Genomic DNA, 17,081 nt, shown 5'->3' on the forward strand with positions numbered 1-17,081 from the left:
AAGGTGCTCGCAAAAAAAAGCTTTTCCGACAACTAGCTTTAATGAAGAGAGAAATTACACGACTAGGCTCCGTTTTTGGACATTTGAGTAGGCTGGATCGAAAATTTTGCTTGCATTTTTTTTCGAGCGGGCTATAGTGGGAATTTCTGTGGTGTTGAACTTTTTCTTAAGAGTGAGGAGGCCTATGTAAATTTTCTCTTGTAAGAATTTATTTGTCTGTCATGATGTATATTTTTCGATATATATCATGTCTATATATGAATAATATCGAGTATTATATTTGATATGAGGGTTTTTATTGCCTTTTTTCGATTTATAAAATTAAAAAAAGTATATTAATATTTTTAATTAATTTTTGATGTTTGAGCAAGCTAAAATTTTGTTGTGTTTTGTAATTTTTTCAAGACAGAAGAGAGGAGAATAGTGATGACTGTACATGTTCCGTCGCGGCGTAGAGATGAAAAGCGGACTGAAGAGATTTCCTTTAAGGTCAGCCGCGATGAAAAAGCTATGATTACAGCTGCTGCAAAATCAAAGAGTACGAAAGTTGCGACTTTGATCAGAAAAGTTCTTTTTGAATATGGGGTTGAAGTGGAGGTTCCGGAGGAAGAACCCAAAGCTCCCGAACGGCCTGCTCCGCAAGTAAACCGAGAGTTGATGCTTGAAGTTGCCAAGATGAGTAACAGATTGAGCCAACTTGCCAATTGGGTGACCAAGTACAAAACAGAGGAAGATGTAGTGCCCGTGGTGTTCACGCTCGTTGCGCTCGACCAAACGCTTAGCGAGTTGGTTCACGGACTTCCAACGTATAAAAAGTAGAAAAACTATGCTTATAAAGTATTTGAATAAAGGCCGTGGGGATGCGCAGAAAGCGGTTGATTATCTTATGGGTGATTATGACTGCAATGGTGAGAAAAGAAAAGAGGTTTCTGTTTTGTACGGTTCGCCAAACCTTGTCGCCAAAGTTGCAAATTCACTGACAAACCCGAACGTTTACACAAGTGGCGTAGTCGCCTGGGCCGTAACTGACAAGCCGACGGATCAGCAAATACTTGAAGCAATGTATCTGTGGCGACTTCTTGCATTCGCGGGCCTTGATATTGAACGATTTTGTCACTGTGAAATTTTGCACCGTGACTTTGATGGAGGTGTTCACGTTCATATGCTCATCGCGCGCGTAGACTTGGAAACAGGGAAATGCTTCAATCCTGCTCCTCCCCGTTGGGAACGGAAATTTGGGACTATGCAGGATCTGCTCAATCATAAGTATGGTTGGGCAGATCCTAATGATCCCACGCGAGTCAGGCTTTTACAACCGGGTCCTCGCGCAAATGTCGGTACGTCGCGGCAGCGAGGAGGTCATAAATTTAAACCAAATCAGCGAGGCAAGATTCACGACAAAGTGCTCAATGCTATTAAGAAAGGTGAAGTCACTAATCGGTCATCAATGGTTGGTTACATTGAAAATTGTGGTTATGAAGTTGTGCGGACAGGTAAGGATTATATCAGTATTAAGAATCCAGATGGCGGTTATAATATTCGCCTGAAGGGATCTTTGTACTTAACAGGTCGAGTATTTGACAGAATAATTGAAGAAGATTTCCGTACTGATGCTGATTCAGTTCGCCATCCGGACGAAAGAGCAGCTTATGAAGCATTTGAAAGATTCGAAGATGTTCGTGAAAAGCGTTCAATATATAATATAAAAAATTTTCCTATTAAAAATGAAGATTATTTTAATTCAATACAGCAAGGTTTTGGCTCGGAATGTATTGAAAAATGGGCGCATGACTTTTTGTCAAAAAGACCTAAGGATTCTTATGTTGGCAGAGCTGATGCGTATCTTAATACACTATTTTATAAATATGTAGAAATTCATACAATTGTCAAAAAAAATAACAAAGAAGAAATCAGGTTAAATAACAGATCGCAAATTTCGGATTGCAGTAAAAACAATGATTCAAATAATTGTTGTTTTGATGATTTTTATGGTCATGTTTTTGAAAAATATAAAAAATTTTACGAATATATAGAACTGTATAATTGTGATTTTTTGAACGAATTTCGGGCAATAATGAGTAAAGTTATATATTATATTTACGATATGGATATAAAAAATCGGATTTTATCCGACATAATATTTGATTTTTATAAAGTTAATAGTGAGTATTATATAAATTTTATAAAAATTGACAATAAATATGTAGAAAATTTCAAAATGTCTATTTCAAATGAAGATGATTTCATTGTTTGCAATGATATTCCGGAATACCAAAGCAAAAAAAATCAGTTTAGTCTGAAGATGTAGTTTGTGACAGACTGATCAACTCAGTAATTAATTAAGAGGTACATGGTAATGCTCAGTAACGAAGTAAAGCTTTTCTGTGAAAAAGAAGCTGCTGATTTTTTATCGATTAGTGTCAAAACTCTTCAGCAGTGGAGGTATCTGAAAAAGCCTCCTGTATATATAAAATTTGGGAGAAATGTTCGTTATAATTATCATGATTTGGTAAAATATATGAAAGCGTGTACCGTCGAACCAATGAACTGAGGTCTTATAAAAAAATATTACCATTGTTGTTTACGAATATTGCATTGATTTTATTGTGATAATTAATATTCTGTCATGCAGCGACAATAAAGAAATCTCAATTCTTGTAATATGGCATCCATCAGGATGAGACGTTCTGGACCCCGCCCGGCAATCCGTATATCTCCTGTCGGCATGCAGCAGCAGGACATCATCTTTAAACTGAGTAGCCTCGCCAACCGCTTTCCGCGTGGGCTCGAGCTTTCCAAGCAGGATTTGCTTTTCGTCGGCTGGCTGTATTTTCGTGAGTTGGCCACGGAGGCGGCGAGGATCTCGGACCGTGAGTTGCGGCAGCAGCTTTCCCATGCCGCCGCTCAACTCGGTATGGAGGATGACGTCTCTCAGCCGGCGCAGGTCATTGACCGGCTGGTGCGTTTCAGGATGGTGCGCACGTCGGTCACTGATTCGCGGGCGCAGGAGTACTGTCTGACTCGGCTTGGGCGTAGTCTGGCCCGGGATCTTTTGGAAGATGCGGACTTTGGCAGCGAGGATTTGTGCACACTCCTGAATCAGGCGCATTCTTCGCTGCGCCAGGAGATGACGCAGGGCGATCATGCGGAGCTTGCCAAGTGGCTGACTCATTTCTTTCATGGCACCATTCGAGAAAAGATCGAGTACAAGCTCCTGTCCATAGAAGAGGGGCTCCTCGATCAGGAGCAGACCGCCAAGCGGCTGGGCAGTGGGCAGGACGAACAGGCTTTCGAGGAGGCCTTGGCTGCGGAGCGCAAGGGGCGCGAGTATCTGGACGAGCTGCTTGATGCGGTCCAAGACGGGTCGGCCTACATGCCGCTCATGGCTGCGCTGTCGGAATGCCATGACCGTTTTTCCCAGCCCAAGCTGCGCACCGCCATCGGGCGGGCGCTGGATTTTCTGGAGGGGATGCGCCATCGCATTGAGCGCATGCTCGCAAAACTCATCCGGTTCGTGCGGCAGTGCGTCTCTTATAAATCTCTCTCCCCTTCTGGAACTCATCCTTCCTACAGGAATCCTCATCTACACGGGTGGCTACGCCTCACGAGGGGTGGCCGCTTGGCTCAAATCGGCACCTGTCTCATGCCGCTGGATTCACTTCGGAGACTTCGATCCTGACGGGCTGGCCATATTCGACAGGCTGTCCGCCGCATCGGGACGTGACGGGGAGTTCTTTCCGAATCAGGAAACATTGGAACTCCTGCACTCCGACTTGACTGCATGGCAGGGTGTCAGGTCATTCCGCGAGGACGCGTTGCGTGGCGATCAGTTGAAGGCTTTGGCGAGGTGGGGTGCGGATCATAAACTGCAGGCCGAACAGGAGCAGGTGCTTTATCAGCTCAGGAAGCGCGGGGTGAACCTGGTCGCGCTGCTTTTCTGAAACGACACTGCGCAGCTGCGTGCAATTTTGATATGCACGCAGCGGCGCAGTGCTGATTTTTAAATTGACTAGAATCCTGATGCGCGATTGTTCTTGTCTGCAAAACATTCATCCGTACTGCGGATTGTTTTTTTCATAGAATCAAGGATGTTAAAAATTTCAATCAAAGCAGGGAGTTCAGAATGACTGATTCTGAAATCGCTTTCGATCTTCGGCAGTTTAACGTTTTCGATGTCCTTTTCCAGCACAACATCAATTTCTTCGCTCTTGAAGATGCTCTTGACATTTTCAAAGCTAACGCCTGTTCCATCGTAGGCGCCGATAACAAGAATATATTTCACGGACTGTGATTTTTTCTGCTTGAAATGCATCTTATTCATTTCCCTGCGTTTCGAAATCTGGTTCAAAACCGTGTGATAGTCATCGCCAATGCTTGGTTTGAGTTCGACATAATACAGTTCACTGGTTTTTTTTGGGTTTGCATATCTCCATTCTGCAAGCAAGAAGTCCGGGTAATTAAGCTGTTCGTTATTGCCAACGGAGTATCTGTGCAAAGCGCGCTCGAAAAAATTTTCGACACGCGATGAGAATTTCGGGTTAATTTCTTCATGGTGTTTGATTTCAATGGTTACATCATTGAACTTTTTTTCGAACGAAGTTTTGCAAGGGCTGATCTGCTTGAAGTGTGATTCAGCCAAGTATATTCTGAATTCTTCAAAAAACGCATGGAACAATTCAAAGTCCAGGACGGTGTTTCTGTAAAGTTCTTCCGGATTGCTTACGATCAAGCTTGCAGGACTGCTGAACAAGTATTCTTCCTGCTTTCTTCCGTCCGTATATTTTTTGAACGGAGAAACAGGGATAATGAATGATTTTTTTTCGCGCATATTCCAATTTTCCGATATTGAATTTACTTCATCAGCCATTTTTTTGATTTCAGAAATTCTGCTACTTACGCTTTCGCACACGTTCTTGACGATTGACATCTTGTCAGTGAAATAATCATCAAGATTGCGTTCATAATATTTTTTGTCGTGAGAGAATATTTCCGGGTTGACCAAGTAGAACAGTTTCAACATCGTGTCTTTGGTCAAATATTCTGCCTGCATTCTGTTATGGCTAGGCGTTTTGATATCGTTTTCAGGATCATTGAGTACCAAATTGTACAGATATGGGTACTGTTCGCGAATGGTGGCCTGGCCAACCAGCCAGGCGCAATAGGACTTGTCGGCCAAAAGGACTTCGAGGGGCTGTCCCTCGTACTTTCCAAAGGGGACCAAGTTTTTGTCTTTTTTGTTCTTGCTCATAAGAAATCTCCTGTTTGTTTTTGGTTAAAAAAGTTGACTTATGAGATGGGTATATATAACTTTAGGCTAGTTTTGTCAATATGTATTTAAAAATAAATGCGTTTAATCGAAATATTTGTCATAATATCGTTAAATTATTTAGATTTTTCCTAAATTGATTTAGGAAAAAAGATGAAGAATTTGGAGGACTAGATGAGTCGTGCGGGAATGGATTTGGAGTTCGAAGACGTTTTCCGGCGCATATCCGAGCAAACGGATCTCAAGACGTCCACGAACCTTGCAGAGTTTTTGGGGATATCGAGTGCTTCAGTGTCGAAGCAAAAAACCGGGAACACGTTTCCGGCAGGGTGGGCTATTTTGATTGCAAAACAATATAATCTGGATCTAAATTATATTGTTTTTGGGGAAAAATATGCGGATAAAATGAGGAAAAATGATGAAGATATGAATGTCTTAATTAAAAATTATGTAGAAAAAAAACATAATTTTGAATTAAAAGATGGTGATTATGTTTTGAAAGCGCTTTCTGGTGAAATAGTATTTATAATCGAAAGATTTTTAGATTATATGAGAAAGTAATTTTTATATTTTGAAATTCCTTGCAAAGAAAAATAAACTATCATCGAAAATTACGACAAGGGTTTGATAGCAATTTGAACAATCGAAAACGGACCGGTTGGGCACCTTCGAGCCTTAGCTTATCAAGAGCTGTAGCCTTCCCGTAAAACCGGGCCATTGAAAAATAGAGATTTCTGGTAAAGATTGCCTCACGGAGGGCAAGATGAAGAAGTCTCGATTTTCGGAAAGCCAGATCATTCGGATTTTGAAAGAAGCCGATGGCGGTCGCAAGGTTGTTGATATTTGTCGTGAACACGGCGTGAGCCAAGCCACCTACTACCAGTGGAAGGCCAAGTTTGGCGGCATGGAAGCCTCGGATATCCGCAGGCTCAAGGAGCTTGAAGAAGAGAACAGCAAGCTCAAGCGCATGTTCGCCAATCTCAGCCTCGAAAACGAGGCATTGAAGGATGTCATCACAAAAAAGCTCTGAGGCCAGCCGAGAAGCGCGATTTAGCGGATTTCATGCACAGCGAGCATGGCATCAGTGAGCGGCAGGCATGCGCTGCGCTGGGCCTTAGCCGGACTGTGTACCGGTATGAGCCCAAACCGAAAGATGATTCGCCGATCATTGAAGCGCTTCTGGGACTGGTCGACCGGTATCCTCGTTACGGTTTCGGCAAGCTGTTCGCGGTATTGCGCAGACACGGTTTTCGCTGGAACCATAAACGCGTCTACCGGGTATATTGTCTTTTGAAGATGAATCTCCGGCGCAAAGGCAAGAAGCGCCTGCCCTCGCGAAACCCGCAACCACTGGCGGTTCCGCCATGCGCGAATGTCTGCTGGTCCATTGACTTCATGCATGACGCGCTGGCCAGCGGTCAGAGGTTTAGGACTTTCAACGTGCTGGACGACTTCAGTCGTGAGTGTTTGGGGATTGAGGTGGATACGAATCTGCCAGCGGCAAGGATATTGCGGGTTTTGGATCGGATTGTGGCTTGGCGCGGGCTTCCTGCCAAGCTGAGAATGGACAACGGGCCGGAGCTGATTTCCGTGCTGCTGGCCGACTGGGCCGAAAAGAACGGCGTGGCATTGGAGTTCATCCAGCCAGGCAAGCCCACGCAGAATTCGTACATTGAGCGGTTCAACAAGACCTACAGGGAAGAGGTCCTAGACTTCTACTTTTTCAAATCACTCACGGAAGTGAAGGAAATTACGGAGAATTGGCAGAGGCAGTACAACGAGGAGCGGCCCCATGAGTCTCTTGGCGATTTGACCCCGGCAGAGTTCCTCATGAAATATTCACCCAAGGAAGTCTCTACTTTTGGATGGCACTAACTTGGGGAGGTTTACAGAGCCATCAACGCTATTGAATAGATCAGTATGAGAGTGTGCAAGATGACCAAGAACCGGGGCTCGTTCCCGATTGACGCCTCCCTTGCCAAGCTCTTCTATCTGGCCCTACAGAACATCAGCCGGAAATGGACTATTCCGATTGGAAATTGGGAGGCTGCGCTGACTGATTCAGCATCCAATTCGAAGACAGGATGATCAACCTCTAACACAGCCGTTAACGCAAAATTCAGGACATCCTCTACCCATGAAAAACATTACTAAAAAAATACACCTCAGATATCGGATGTGCTCCCTGTTCATTGCTATGTAATGTTAGATGTTTCTAAGTAATCTATAATTTTTTTGAAAAGATTGACTTCTGTAGTCTCTGTTTTTGCATTATAAAAGAAGTTTTTATTCCCAATAAAAAATAGATTTTCTTTTGTCCTAGAGATAGCAACATTAAGCCTTTTTCTATCTAATAAAAATGAAATATTTCCATATGTTTTAACTGTAGAGTAAATTACTATATCAGCTTCTTCACCTTGAAAACTATCCACAGTGTCTGTTTTAATATTCAACTTACTAAATAAATTTAGTGCTTTAATTTTATTCTTTAATCTTAATTTTTGAGCAGAATATGGAGTGATAATGCCTACAGATTTTATAAGTCCCTTTTTTTCTAAAAAGCTATTTATGAGTCCAAGTAATGTCACGATCTCGTCTATTTCCATATTATTGTAACTACTTGTTCCATCTTTTTTATGAAATCCATTTACATCTATCCATTTAATAATATTTTTAGGGCATATAAAGTCATTTGTTTCTTTAATATGTCCATTGCGTAGCTTTTCATCATAAAATAAACTACTAGTTAAACTTCCTATTTGTTGAGGCATTCTGAATTGTTCATTTAACATTGCTTTATTACTTAAAGGTATCTTTTCAAATAGTTCCTCAAAAAAACTTTTTTTCAGAATTTCTAAATCTTCAAAACTCAAATCATTTTCATCATCACTGTCTAATTTCTCTAACAATTTTCTATCTATCGTAGGTGGCAATTGATTGTGATCACCAATTAAAATGACTTTTTTTGCACGCAATATCGGAATCAATAGTTCAGGAGCAGTTGCTCGCCCAGCCTCATCAATGATAGCTGTATCAAACTCAACCAAGTCTAAACCCAAGGATTTATTTGCAAGTCCGACGCATGTAGCACCCAATATCTGATGTTTACTGATCAGTAACTCTTTTATCTCATTATCCACATCTCTAAAATCAGGTTTATAAATTAAATTCAGCCATTTGACAGCAAATTCGTAAAGTTTGATATTTTGTTCATTAATTTCTCTAAAAGAAGTCGACAATTTAGAATTGAAAGAATTTTTATTATCATTCTTATTTTGTTCTAAATGTATAAAATTAATTATTACTGCTTCTTTATATTTTACAAACCAATTTTCAACAGTATATTTTTTAATGTTTTCATATTGAATTTTATCCTCATTCGGCGCAACCCTTATAATGCTATAACCTTCTTGTGCAAACCACTCTCTATTTTCTCTGTCAATACCATCTAAAACATTATCTACGGCTACATTTTGCTGAGATACAATAAGTATTTTTGAATATTTATCATGCTTAATTGTCTGATAAATTAATTCTTTGATTATAGTTGTTTTTCCTGTCCCAGGAGGTCCCTGCACTAAAAAAATATTTTTTTCATTAAAGACTTTTTTGATAATTTCTTGTTGATTTTCAGTTAGATTTTTATTTTTAAAGGTCAGTTGACAATCACAGTTAAGAGGTTTGTGTTGAGTTAAAGATGGTGAAATGAGTAGTTGTTTTATGTCATTATTGACTATTTTAGAAGATGCAAAATCTTTTAATGCTTTTTTTTGCTTTTGCAAAACAGGTTGGTGAGTTTTAACTTTTATAAGCAGTGTACCACATTTTGGAATATCGCTCAGTTGATCTATAAATTCTATTTTAGATTTTAAAAGACCTTCATTTAAAGAATAATCGTCTAAAAATCCAATATTTATGCTGTTTAATTCAAGTGTAACCTCTTTCGGTTTTTTGTCTTTAATTTTTATTTCATGCTCTTTTAAAGTATGACTATCAATATAAAAAATGAGTATTAGATCATCTCTATCATATTTTATATATTGTATTTTGAATATTTCAAAAGAGTTATTTTCAATTTGATATTCAATAATCCTTTGCCATTTTCTGAAAAAATCAAAATCTTTATGCTCAGTTTTAGATGAGTAATCTATATAGGAAAACTGATCATTCAAAAAAGATATAAATTCATTAAAAAGCACTTCTTGATTGAGTGAAAAATTTTTATATCTATCATAATATAAGCTATTTTCTATCAGTAAAATTTCATGAGGTATTGTGAACGAACTAGAAGTCAATCTAGATGTGTCAATGCTTACTATTTTATGCAGCACTAATAAATGATTATTTTTGTCTATTTCAAAAAAAAGTTCATATTTGTCTAACATTAAGGTTAAATGATTTTGGCTTGAACTTACAGCTTGAAAGCTATTGCTTTGAAGTGAAATTTCAATTTTCTCAATACAATCAATTGGTATGTTTTCATTAATTTGAAATATACATGGGATAGTTCCACCAGAAATTTCTTTAATAATTTCATTGTATTTCTCTGTTACGAAGACTTCTTTTAGCAGTAGATCAAACTCTTTAATTTTTACTTCAAAACTGTCATATTCTTTGTACCGCTTAAAGGGGTATAATTTGTCATCTCTTTTTAATAAAAGCCTTATATCTTTATATACAACATTAATTCGTTCTTGATTTTGTCTTTCATTACGTACTGGATGTACCTCAAAACTCATATTCTCTAAAATATGTTGGTACAGTATTCCTTTAATTGCTGATGCATTAAAATGTTTATTATTTTTTGTAAAATCAATCAAAATCATAAATTCTTGACTATCATCGAAGCTATTTAGCACATCGACTTCAGTCTTATTGTGATAATCATTAAGCTGTAACTTTTGATCGTATTTGTTCCAACCTATTGACTGATCTCCATTGACAGAAATTTCATTTTTTATGATATATGCTAATTTTCCAATATAAAGATACTCTTCTGGTAAAAGCGGTTGTGGAAGTTCTAGTCTCAAAATATCTTCATACTTTTCATATTGTGCTAAATTATCTAATTTATGTTTAAACCAATCTAAATAGCGCCAATAAGCATCAAGCCTATTTTTTGCATCTTCAATACGGTTTCTATTCTCAAGTAATGATTGTCTTTGGTATGGTGATATAGCTTCATTCTTGAGCTCTCGCTCTATCGCTATTGCCAACTTATCCAAATCATTTTTAATCTCTTTTTTTTCTTCCTTGAAAAATGCAACTTCTTCTAAAAATTTTCTTTTGATTGTATTGAAGTTATTTCGAGCAAGCTCATTTAAATTTTCATTATGTTGATTTTGTCTAATATCAAACTTGTTTTTTAAGTCATTTAAATCGTTTTGTAATCCTACTTGTCTTCCTTTTTCCTTTTCTGTCATGTTGTTATAAATCCAACTTGCAGCAGTAGCGGTAATACTTATACCAGCAAGTATAGCAGCTAATGGAAGCATTATCTTTGACCTAAAGTAACTAAATTATTCATATAAGCTAATTTTTGTTGATGCAGTTGTTCAAACAATGTCATAACGATTGAAGAAGTTAGGCCATCAACTTTTTGATATACTTTGATCTCTATTTCAATTTTGTCAATTTTATCTATTATTTTTTCTATCAAATCCAATTGCCTCATTTTCAATATGTGTTTATCATCTAATTTTTTATATTCTAACTCAAATTCTCTTTGAATTTTTAGTATATCTTTTTCAAATTGAACCAATTCAGAAGATAATCTGTTATTTGATTCCATAATTCTAGCATTTGCTTCAATCGCTATCTGCTTAGTTTTTTCAATTTCATTCAACCAATCAAGGCCACTTTTAATAACATCAGCACCTGTATTTAGTAAATCAATATATTGATTGCTTGATAAATCAAATTTTGCACTACCATTTTCTTGTTTTGTTCTATTTTTTTTCGAACTTCTCATTTTAACCTCCAATGTAATCTAATGATATTTCAGCATAAGCCGTCACTGCTTCATAATATTGTCTTTCAATTTGTTGTGTTTCTTTGCTAAAAGGATATTCTTTTTTATATTTTTCGACTTCCACTCTCATTAAATAAAAATATTCTTGAGCTGTTTTATACGCTACTTTCAATATTATTTTATTTTGCTCATTGGCTTTGAGTCTATTTTCTATGAGCTTGCTATTATTTTTCAATTCAAATTTAAACTTATCTTCTTCTATTTGTAATCGTTTTTTTAAATTATTAAATTCTTTCTTCAATGTTTCAATCTGTATTTCTAATTGTATATTTTGCTCTTTGACTTTTTTATATTGAGAATATGATATGAAAAGTTCACCAAGAGATATAGCAGCATCTATAAAAATTAATGTAGGATTTATTTTGTAAAATCCTTTTGACCCATATTTTGCAAACTGATAAATAACTTTTGAGTTTCTATAAACTCTGTTTGCTTGTTTTGTATTAAATCTATCTACAGTTCTCATATATCTCTAAAAATGTCTGTGATATTAAAAAATTTTGTTTCTTTCAGATCTTTGATATCTGTTTTCAGATCAACAAATAAAAGATTGTTGATTGATATACTTTCTAAACTTTGCATTTTTGCAATATTATTTTTTTTTAATTTAGATTCAATGCTCAAATTGGTACTATTTGAAATTTTGTTTAGGCACGATATGGGTTTTCCGTTAATCATATTAAAGTATTTATATTCATCAAATTTTTCTTGAATCGAATCTACTGTTTCTTTGTCTAAAATGTTACTCTTTACTATTTTTTTTATCTCTACAACTGGAATTTCAATAGTGATATAGTTTTTGTTTTGTAATTTACTATCTTCAAGCATATCAATAAAAGCATCTTCTGTAATTGAATGATTATAAAAAATTTCCTCATTGATTTTTAAAATTCTAAAAATAAAAGAGTCTATATGTTTATCGACAATGTTTTTATGGTTTGGAAACCTGTCAGTTAAAAAAAATTTGATCTTATTTTTATCATTTTCAATCATTTCGTCGAATTTTGTTTGAAGTTTATAGTCAAAAAAATTGTTTTTAATTAAATATCCTTGTTGTTTTTTTTCAAAATTAGAATTATCTATAGAAAATATTTTTTTTAAATCATTTTCTACATACTGTTCTAGTGCGATCTTCACTTCATCTTGATTGAATATGTTTATGAATTGTAGTAATTCGATAATTTCTCTGCCTTTTTGAGACAAGTTGTAGTCGCTATTTAAATATTTTCTTGATATTAAAAAAGTTAATTGTTTTTTTATAAGTTCTTCCTCGAGTTGGATAATATTTGATATGTTAGGTAAAGAAATATTTTCATTTATTGCTTGCATGCAAAAAACTGTAAACTCTCCCAGTTCTTTTAATATTTGATGCTCTATGTTTAGATTGAAAATCGAAAATTTAAAAGTGATAATCAATTAATGCCTCTCTTTTTATATGTGCAGTCTAGTTTCCGTCATCTCAATTCCCATTAGTCTCCAATTTTCGATCTCCTCTAACGTACAATTCTCTTGTCCTTTTTACATGGTTTCATGAACTTCTGCTGATAACACTCCGAGCCCTATTTTGTTAACATTTTGTGGTTAAAGCCTTCGATCCGTAAGCGTTAGCGTGCAGTAGACGCTAACTATTTCCTCGTCGAAGTAATAAGCGGGCTATTGCTTCAACCGCACCATTAGCAAATAGGAATCTGACCAAAATTTTGTTCTTCATGATCCTTTTTATGTCAAGAGAATATTGTGTATGACGTTTGTTCATTGTGTTAAGGATATTAGTAGTTGTCATACATGTGTTATTTGACTTCATATAACTCTTTGAAATGATGTATTTCATTTTTTAGCGTAGCGATCACCGTTCCCAAAACAAATGCATCATCAAGCCAACCCAGCATCGGGATAAAATCTGGAATCACATCTAGAGGAAAAACGACATAAGCCAGAGCCCCAGCAATCACGGCCCAGGTTGATGGACTCAGGCTGTAACCATCCGTGGTGAGCATGCGCAGCAGCGTGGCAAAGTCCGAGAACCACTCCTTGTCCTCATGCTTCAATAAGAACGCCTCTGCCTTTTCTGGATCAAAATCGTCGGCCATTCCTGCAGCCCTCGACAGTGTTTCTGTCTTCTTTTGCTCGCTCATTGACATAATGCTGACCTCCGTGATTGTTGCTTTTGTTGAATCGTGTATTGCTTATCTGCGACATGCGTTGACCTTTCTCAGATTCCCTCGCACCATATGTTTCCATATTATGGAATGTTCCGCGTAATTTTTGGAGGATGAATGCCCCGTAAGAAACACGAGTCCACGGCTACGGAAAAGGCTCTCAAGCTTCTATATCTTCTGTTGTTTACCGGTCGGGCCTATTCGCTTGGCGATCTTGCCGAGACGCTTGAGTGTTCTCGCCAGACGGTCTTGCGGCTCATCGACCAGCTTGAAGCGATTCCTGGAGCCAAGTTTCAGCGCCGAACCGAAAACCGGCAGTCCTACTATCAGATTCAGGTGCTGTGCGACCGGCCCAAGGTGAGCCTGACCGACACGGAGTTGTCGCAGCTCGTGCTGTGCAGGGAATGGATGTGTCATTTGCTTCCCGAAGGCATGAGGGCCAACCTTGAGAAAACGGCGGAGAAGGCTGCGGTGCTTCTGGATGACTATGAGACGCGCAGCCATGCCCTGACTCCACTTGGGCAGGGCGTTGCCAAAGGCCGCATCGACTATTCAGCATTCGAGAAGATCCTTGAGCGTCTCATGGTTGCCATCCGGGAGCGGCAGGTGGTGGAGGCTGTCTATCTTTCTCCGCACCGTGACACACCAAAAACGCATGTTTTTGTGCCTGTGCGGGTAATGGCTTTTCATGAAGCGTTATATGTGCGCGGGTGGAAAGTCGCCGAAAGGGGAATCCCGGAAGTGCAGCAGGAGATCACCTTGGCCATTCACAGGCTGCAGGTGCTGCAACCGACGCGTCGAATAGTACCTGAAGGCGCGTTGCGAATTTTGCCTCCCGTTGATGAAAACGGGCATTTCGGAATGTCGCGCCAGACAGCTCCGTTCGAAGTGTCGGCTAAATTCAGCTCAGGCGGTGCCAGGTATGTCAGGGAACGCAAATGGAGCGCTTGCGACCGGTTGGAGGAGACTTCCGATGGGACTGTAGTGTTGACCTTTCAGGCACAATCGGAACTTGAGGTGGTCAAATGGATTTTGAGCTTTGGGCGTGAAGCCGAACTGCTGCGACCTGCGCATCTTCGGGATCGGGTTCGCGAGGAATTGGCGGATGCCTTGGGATATTATTCATTGTGCGAAGCATAAAGCGAAGTTTCTTGAAATTTTCCTCAAAATAGAAGAGGGATGCGCATTTCAAGATGAGCGGCCCAGGTGATCCCATGCCGCTCATTTTTTTAGTTGACCATGATAATTCCCTTGTGTCCGCAATCTTTGCATTCCACAGTATAGCGGCCACCGGGGAAGCTTTTTTTTAGCGGGATCAGTTTCTCAATCCAACCGATAAGTTTTGGGCCCTCGGGGGAGCATTTCGTGTTGTTGGAACCGCATTGGGGGCAGGGGATTTTCATGTGTCTCCTCTCAGGTTGCTTGGGTATCGGGGCAGTCAGGGATGTCGTGCTCAGTCTGTTCGTTGTCGCTGTTGCTGTCGACATCGCCGCGGGGGAAGGCTTTGGCAAAGACTGCCGAAGCTGCCTTGCAATAATTTTCCGGATAGATTGGAGCCTCTTCATCAGAGGCGTCCTCGTTCGCAAATTTAACATCCTCGTCATCCTCGCACGAAGATGACGAACCGCAACTTTCATCCAATACGGAAATCGCAGCTGCGGCAAGCAGTCCGGTAGCACATCCGCCCAGGAACCATAAAAATTTGTTCATACAGTCCTCCTTGAATTTCGCGGGAAAATTCGTTTCCCCGTCATGTTGAAGGAGCATGCATGAGTATCTTTCCAGAATATGGAAAATATCAGGGGCTACTTTGCGTGCTGTTTGCCGGTTAATTGCGTTCTAAAGTTTGAGGGCCGGAATCATTCCGCTATTTTTGACATAGGCAATGAAAAGTTCATGCCGGGCGCGCGTGATTCCCGCGTATGCAAGACGCCTGTTTTTGCCGTCTGGGTAGTCCTTCAGATCGTCCAGGCCGATCAGGAATACATGGCCGAAATCCATCCCTTTGACGCTATGAATCGTTGAGATTTTAACCGTGTCCGAAGTGATGTCGAAGCGGCGCTTTGATCTCTCGTCCTCTGCGGGCCATTCGGCCAATACCCCTTTGGTTTCTAATAGTCTTATAAGTTGGACTGGCAAAAGAGAGCCGTCTTTTAGCCTGGTTTTGGTGTAAAGTACTGCTATTTCGGACATTGGGATTCCGTCTTGGACGCGCCGGGCAATCTCGGTTGTGATCCCTTCAAGTAGGCGTTGTTGATCCGGAAAAGCCCTTATTGTTGGCGCGTTGCCGGCGTGGGCGGATTCGCATGGCTTATGCGGACACGCGCCAAAGAGTTGAGCACCCAGATCAGCAATGTTTCCTGTGCACCTGTACTGCTCCGCAAGGCGAAAAACCGTCAGGCCATGAATTCCCAAGTTCTCCCACATGCGGGTTGCACAGGTGTAAATTGATTGGTTTTCATCCATGGCGATTGTCAGCACACCGTGTTTTGGGTGCAGGAGTTTCAGAAGAAGTTGGGCCATTTCCGGGGTGAAGTCTTGTCCCTCGTCGACGAGGATAGCATCCCACGAACCCATCTCGAGTTTTGTAGACAGTGCTTCCAGCGCTTCTTGAACAACCAGTTCGTAATAATCCGTCTGCTCTTTGGCATGGGCCAAGCGTTCGCCAAGAATGCGTTCACACAGGTCATAGATAGAGATGACCTCGACCCCGTTTTCACCCATGGGGACATGCTTTCGAGCCAGCAGTCTGCGGATATACCCCGGCAACGACAGGTTGAAGCATGTAAAGAGGACTTTTTTGATTTTCGGATTGACCCTCGGCAAGTGCCACGCCTGATGGGCTAATATCAGTGTTTTCCCACTTCCCGACGGGCCGGTGACGAGTCGTTTGCCCTGCGTGAAATTTCTGGCCAATTGTTCTTGGCAGTGATCGAGTGCTTGGATGACTTTTTCGTTGTCATTATGAACGGCACCTGCCCGGTGGGGCAGATTGATGCGAACGATGGGAAATAGCATTGCTCTGAGCCATGCTGTTTGGCGCGGAGAAAGCGAGAAGGAAAAAAGGGGAGGATATTTTTCCTGCAACCATGTCCGGAAGAGCGCCCCTGACGGGTCTGACCAGAAAGGTGACAGCTCATGCAGATCGTCCCAGAATATGATTTTACTGACGGGGATGACCTGGTCGAGCTTGGCTTCAAGAAAATCGAATTTCGTGATGTAAGGGAAGACGACCCCTGCTGTAATGGGGACGGGAGACTTTCCGGGTGATTGTTTGGCCTCGGACTGATCGCGGGTGATGCGAGTCAGCAACTCCTTCACATATTCCCTGGCCTGCGCTTGCGGATTTTTGCGCGGCTCGTCATGGGTGCCGCAACGTAATCGAAATTCTTTCGGGTTTGCTTCGTGTACTTGTTCAATTCGCCAATCTTTGACTTCAAAAACGATCAGTCCACAATCTGGCGAGAAGAGTATGAAATCAGGTTCTCGGCCGGATATATCGGGTTCGTACCACGCGAGAATCTGAGAATCTGGCCTGGCAACCTTGCTGAGGAAATTATAAAAAACCTTTTCTCCTTCCGTCGTGAAGACGGAAGCTGATTCCGGGAACATTGTCGCCATTGTG

Annotated in this window: 16 protein-coding genes and 1 pseudogene; 9 read left to right on the forward strand and 8 right to left on the reverse strand. The window is 40.1% G+C overall.

The features are described 5' to 3' along the window. Window positions 1-426: 426 nt before the first annotated feature. From DBAC_RS06455 to DBAC_RS18340, 5 genes are all read left to right on the forward strand, one after another. Window positions 427-819, forward strand: coding sequence for a plasmid mobilization protein (locus tag DBAC_RS06455; protein WP_015773478.1), 393 nt, complete (start codon window positions 427-429; stop codon window positions 817-819). Between the two features lie 7 nt (window positions 820-826). Then, window positions 827-2,308, forward strand: coding sequence for a relaxase/mobilization nuclease domain-containing protein (locus DBAC_RS18790; RefSeq protein WP_015773479.1), 1,482 nt, complete (start codon window positions 827-829; stop codon window positions 2,306-2,308). Window positions 2,309-2,356: 48 nt separating this feature from the next. Further along, window positions 2,357-2,551 (forward strand): helix-turn-helix domain-containing protein, encoded by a 195-nt coding sequence (locus tag DBAC_RS18330; protein ID WP_081434494.1) that lies wholly within the window; start codon window positions 2,357-2,359, stop codon window positions 2,549-2,551. 174 nt (window positions 2,552-2,725) lie between these two features. Next, window positions 2,726-3,679, forward strand: a complete 954-nt coding sequence (locus tag DBAC_RS19765; RefSeq protein ID WP_015773481.1) for a hypothetical protein — start codon at window positions 2,726-2,728, stop codon at window positions 3,677-3,679. Beyond that, window positions 3,612-3,941, forward strand: coding sequence for a hypothetical protein (locus DBAC_RS18340; RefSeq protein WP_267195242.1), 330 nt, complete (start codon window positions 3,612-3,614; stop codon window positions 3,939-3,941). The genes DBAC_RS19765 and DBAC_RS18340 overlap by 68 nt, the downstream gene beginning before the upstream one ends. 68 nt (window positions 3,942-4,009) lie before the next feature. Here the strand turns inward: DBAC_RS18340 and DBAC_RS06485 are convergent, their stop codons facing one another. Next, window positions 4,010-5,248, reverse strand: coding sequence for a hypothetical protein (locus DBAC_RS06485; RefSeq protein ID WP_015773482.1), 1,239 nt, complete (start codon window positions 5,246-5,248; stop codon window positions 4,010-4,012). 192 nt (window positions 5,249-5,440) lie between these two features. Between DBAC_RS06485 and DBAC_RS06490 the strand changes: the two genes are divergently transcribed. From DBAC_RS06490 to DBAC_RS19770, 3 genes and pseudogenes are all read left to right on the forward strand, one after another. Then, complete coding sequence (locus DBAC_RS06490; protein WP_015773483.1) at window positions 5,441-5,827, forward strand: helix-turn-helix domain-containing protein; 387 nt, start codon at window positions 5,441-5,443, stop codon at window positions 5,825-5,827. A 202-nt stretch (window positions 5,828-6,029) separates the two neighbouring features. Further along, a protein-coding gene (locus DBAC_RS06500) for an IS3 family transposase (protein WP_143890812.1) occupies window positions 6,030-7,141 on the forward strand; the annotation gives its coding sequence in 2 pieces (ribosomal slippage) (window positions 6,030-6,282 and window positions 6,282-7,141; 1,113 coding nt in all). Between the two features lie 54 nt (window positions 7,142-7,195). Next, a pseudogene (locus DBAC_RS19770) lies at window positions 7,196-7,365 on the forward strand (IS256 family transposase); the annotation flags it as partial. Window positions 7,366-7,461: 96 nt separating this feature from the next. On the opposite strand, the gene DBAC_RS18345 reads toward DBAC_RS19770, so the two are convergent. The 5 genes from DBAC_RS18345 to DBAC_RS18350 all read right to left on the reverse strand — a co-directional run bounded on the left by DBAC_RS18345 (window position 7,462) and on the right by DBAC_RS18350 (window position 13,432). Further along, complete coding sequence (locus DBAC_RS18345; protein WP_015773484.1) at window positions 7,462-10,761, reverse strand: AAA domain-containing protein; 3,300 nt, start codon at window positions 10,759-10,761, stop codon at window positions 7,462-7,464. Beyond that, window positions 10,761-11,237, reverse strand: a complete 477-nt coding sequence (locus DBAC_RS06510; protein ID WP_015773485.1) for a hypothetical protein — start codon at window positions 11,235-11,237, stop codon at window positions 10,761-10,763. The genes DBAC_RS18345 and DBAC_RS06510 overlap by 1 nt, the downstream gene beginning before the upstream one ends. Window position 11,238: 1 nt before the next feature. Next, window positions 11,239-11,763: a hypothetical protein gene (locus DBAC_RS17760; RefSeq protein ID WP_015773486.1), complete on the reverse strand. Its 525-nt coding sequence runs from the start codon at window positions 11,761-11,763 to the stop codon at window positions 11,239-11,241. After that, complete coding sequence (locus DBAC_RS06520) at window positions 11,760-12,713, reverse strand: hypothetical protein (protein WP_015773487.1); 954 nt, start codon at window positions 12,711-12,713, stop codon at window positions 11,760-11,762. Before DBAC_RS06520 ends, DBAC_RS17760 begins: the two co-directional genes overlap by 4 nt. 374 nt (window positions 12,714-13,087) lie before the next feature. Then, the gene (locus DBAC_RS18350) at window positions 13,088-13,432 is read right to left on the reverse strand and encodes a YkvA family protein (protein WP_228644936.1); all 345 of its coding nucleotides are present in this window, start codon (window positions 13,430-13,432) and stop codon (window positions 13,088-13,090) included. 141 nt (window positions 13,433-13,573) lie between these two features. Between DBAC_RS18350 and DBAC_RS06530 the strand changes: the two genes are divergently transcribed. Then, window positions 13,574-14,596, forward strand: coding sequence for a helix-turn-helix transcriptional regulator (locus DBAC_RS06530; RefSeq protein WP_015773489.1), 1,023 nt, complete (start codon window positions 13,574-13,576; stop codon window positions 14,594-14,596). A gap of 273 nt (window positions 14,597-14,869) precedes the next feature. Here DBAC_RS06530 and DBAC_RS06535 read toward each other — a convergent pair whose 3' ends face one another. Both DBAC_RS06535 and DBAC_RS06540 read right to left on the reverse strand, forming a co-directional pair. Then, complete coding sequence (locus DBAC_RS06535; protein WP_015773491.1) at window positions 14,870-15,166, reverse strand: hypothetical protein; 297 nt, start codon at window positions 15,164-15,166, stop codon at window positions 14,870-14,872. 129 nt (window positions 15,167-15,295) lie between these two features. Continuing rightward, window positions 15,296-17,077 carry a DEAD/DEAH box helicase gene (locus DBAC_RS06540; RefSeq protein ID WP_015773492.1) on the reverse strand — a complete coding sequence of 594 codons (1,782 nt, stop codon included), beginning with the start codon at window positions 17,075-17,077 and terminating at the stop codon, window positions 15,296-15,298. Window positions 17,078-17,081 lie beyond the last annotated feature (4 nt).

Origin of the sequence: Desulfomicrobium baculatum DSM 4028 (assembly GCF_000023225.1) — a bacterium.
GTDB lineage: Bacteria > Desulfobacterota > Desulfovibrionia > Desulfovibrionales > Desulfomicrobiaceae > Desulfomicrobium > Desulfomicrobium baculatum.

Coding starts and splice junctions, on each gene's coding strand:
- DBAC_RS06455 (WP_015773478.1), top strand. CDS start 427: ATGACTGTACATGTTCCGTCGCGGCGTAGAGATGAAAAGCGGACTGAA.
- DBAC_RS18790 (WP_015773479.1), top strand. CDS start 827: ATGCTTATAAAGTATTTGAATAAAGGCCGTGGGGATGCGCAGAAAGCG.
- DBAC_RS18330 (WP_081434494.1), top strand. CDS start 2,357: ATGCTCAGTAACGAAGTAAAGCTTTTCTGTGAAAAAGAAGCTGCTGAT.
- DBAC_RS19765 (WP_015773481.1), top strand. CDS start 2,726: ATGCAGCAGCAGGACATCATCTTTAAACTGAGTAGCCTCGCCAACCGC.
- DBAC_RS06485 (WP_015773482.1), bottom strand. CDS start 5,248: ATGAGCAAGAACAAAAAAGACAAAAACTTGGTCCCCTTTGGAAAGTAC.
- DBAC_RS06490 (WP_015773483.1), top strand. CDS start 5,441: ATGAGTCGTGCGGGAATGGATTTGGAGTTCGAAGACGTTTTCCGGCGC.
- DBAC_RS18345 (WP_015773484.1), bottom strand. CDS start 10,761: ATGCTTCCATTAGCTGCTATACTTGCTGGTATAAGTATTACCGCTACT.
- DBAC_RS06510 (WP_015773485.1), bottom strand. CDS start 11,237: ATGAGAAGTTCGAAAAAAAATAGAACAAAACAAGAAAATGGTAGTGCA.
- DBAC_RS17760 (WP_015773486.1), bottom strand. CDS start 11,763: ATGAGAACTGTAGATAGATTTAATACAAAACAAGCAAACAGAGTTTAT.
- DBAC_RS18350 (WP_228644936.1), bottom strand. CDS start 13,432: ATGAGCGAGCAAAAGAAGACAGAAACACTGTCGAGGGCTGCAGGAATG.
- DBAC_RS06530 (WP_015773489.1), top strand. CDS start 13,574: ATGCCCCGTAAGAAACACGAGTCCACGGCTACGGAAAAGGCTCTCAAG.
- DBAC_RS06535 (WP_015773491.1), bottom strand. CDS start 15,166: ATGAACAAATTTTTATGGTTCCTGGGCGGATGTGCTACCGGACTGCTT.
- DBAC_RS06540 (WP_015773492.1), bottom strand. CDS start 17,077: ATGGCGACAATGTTCCCGGAATCAGCTTCCGTCTTCACGACGGAAGGA.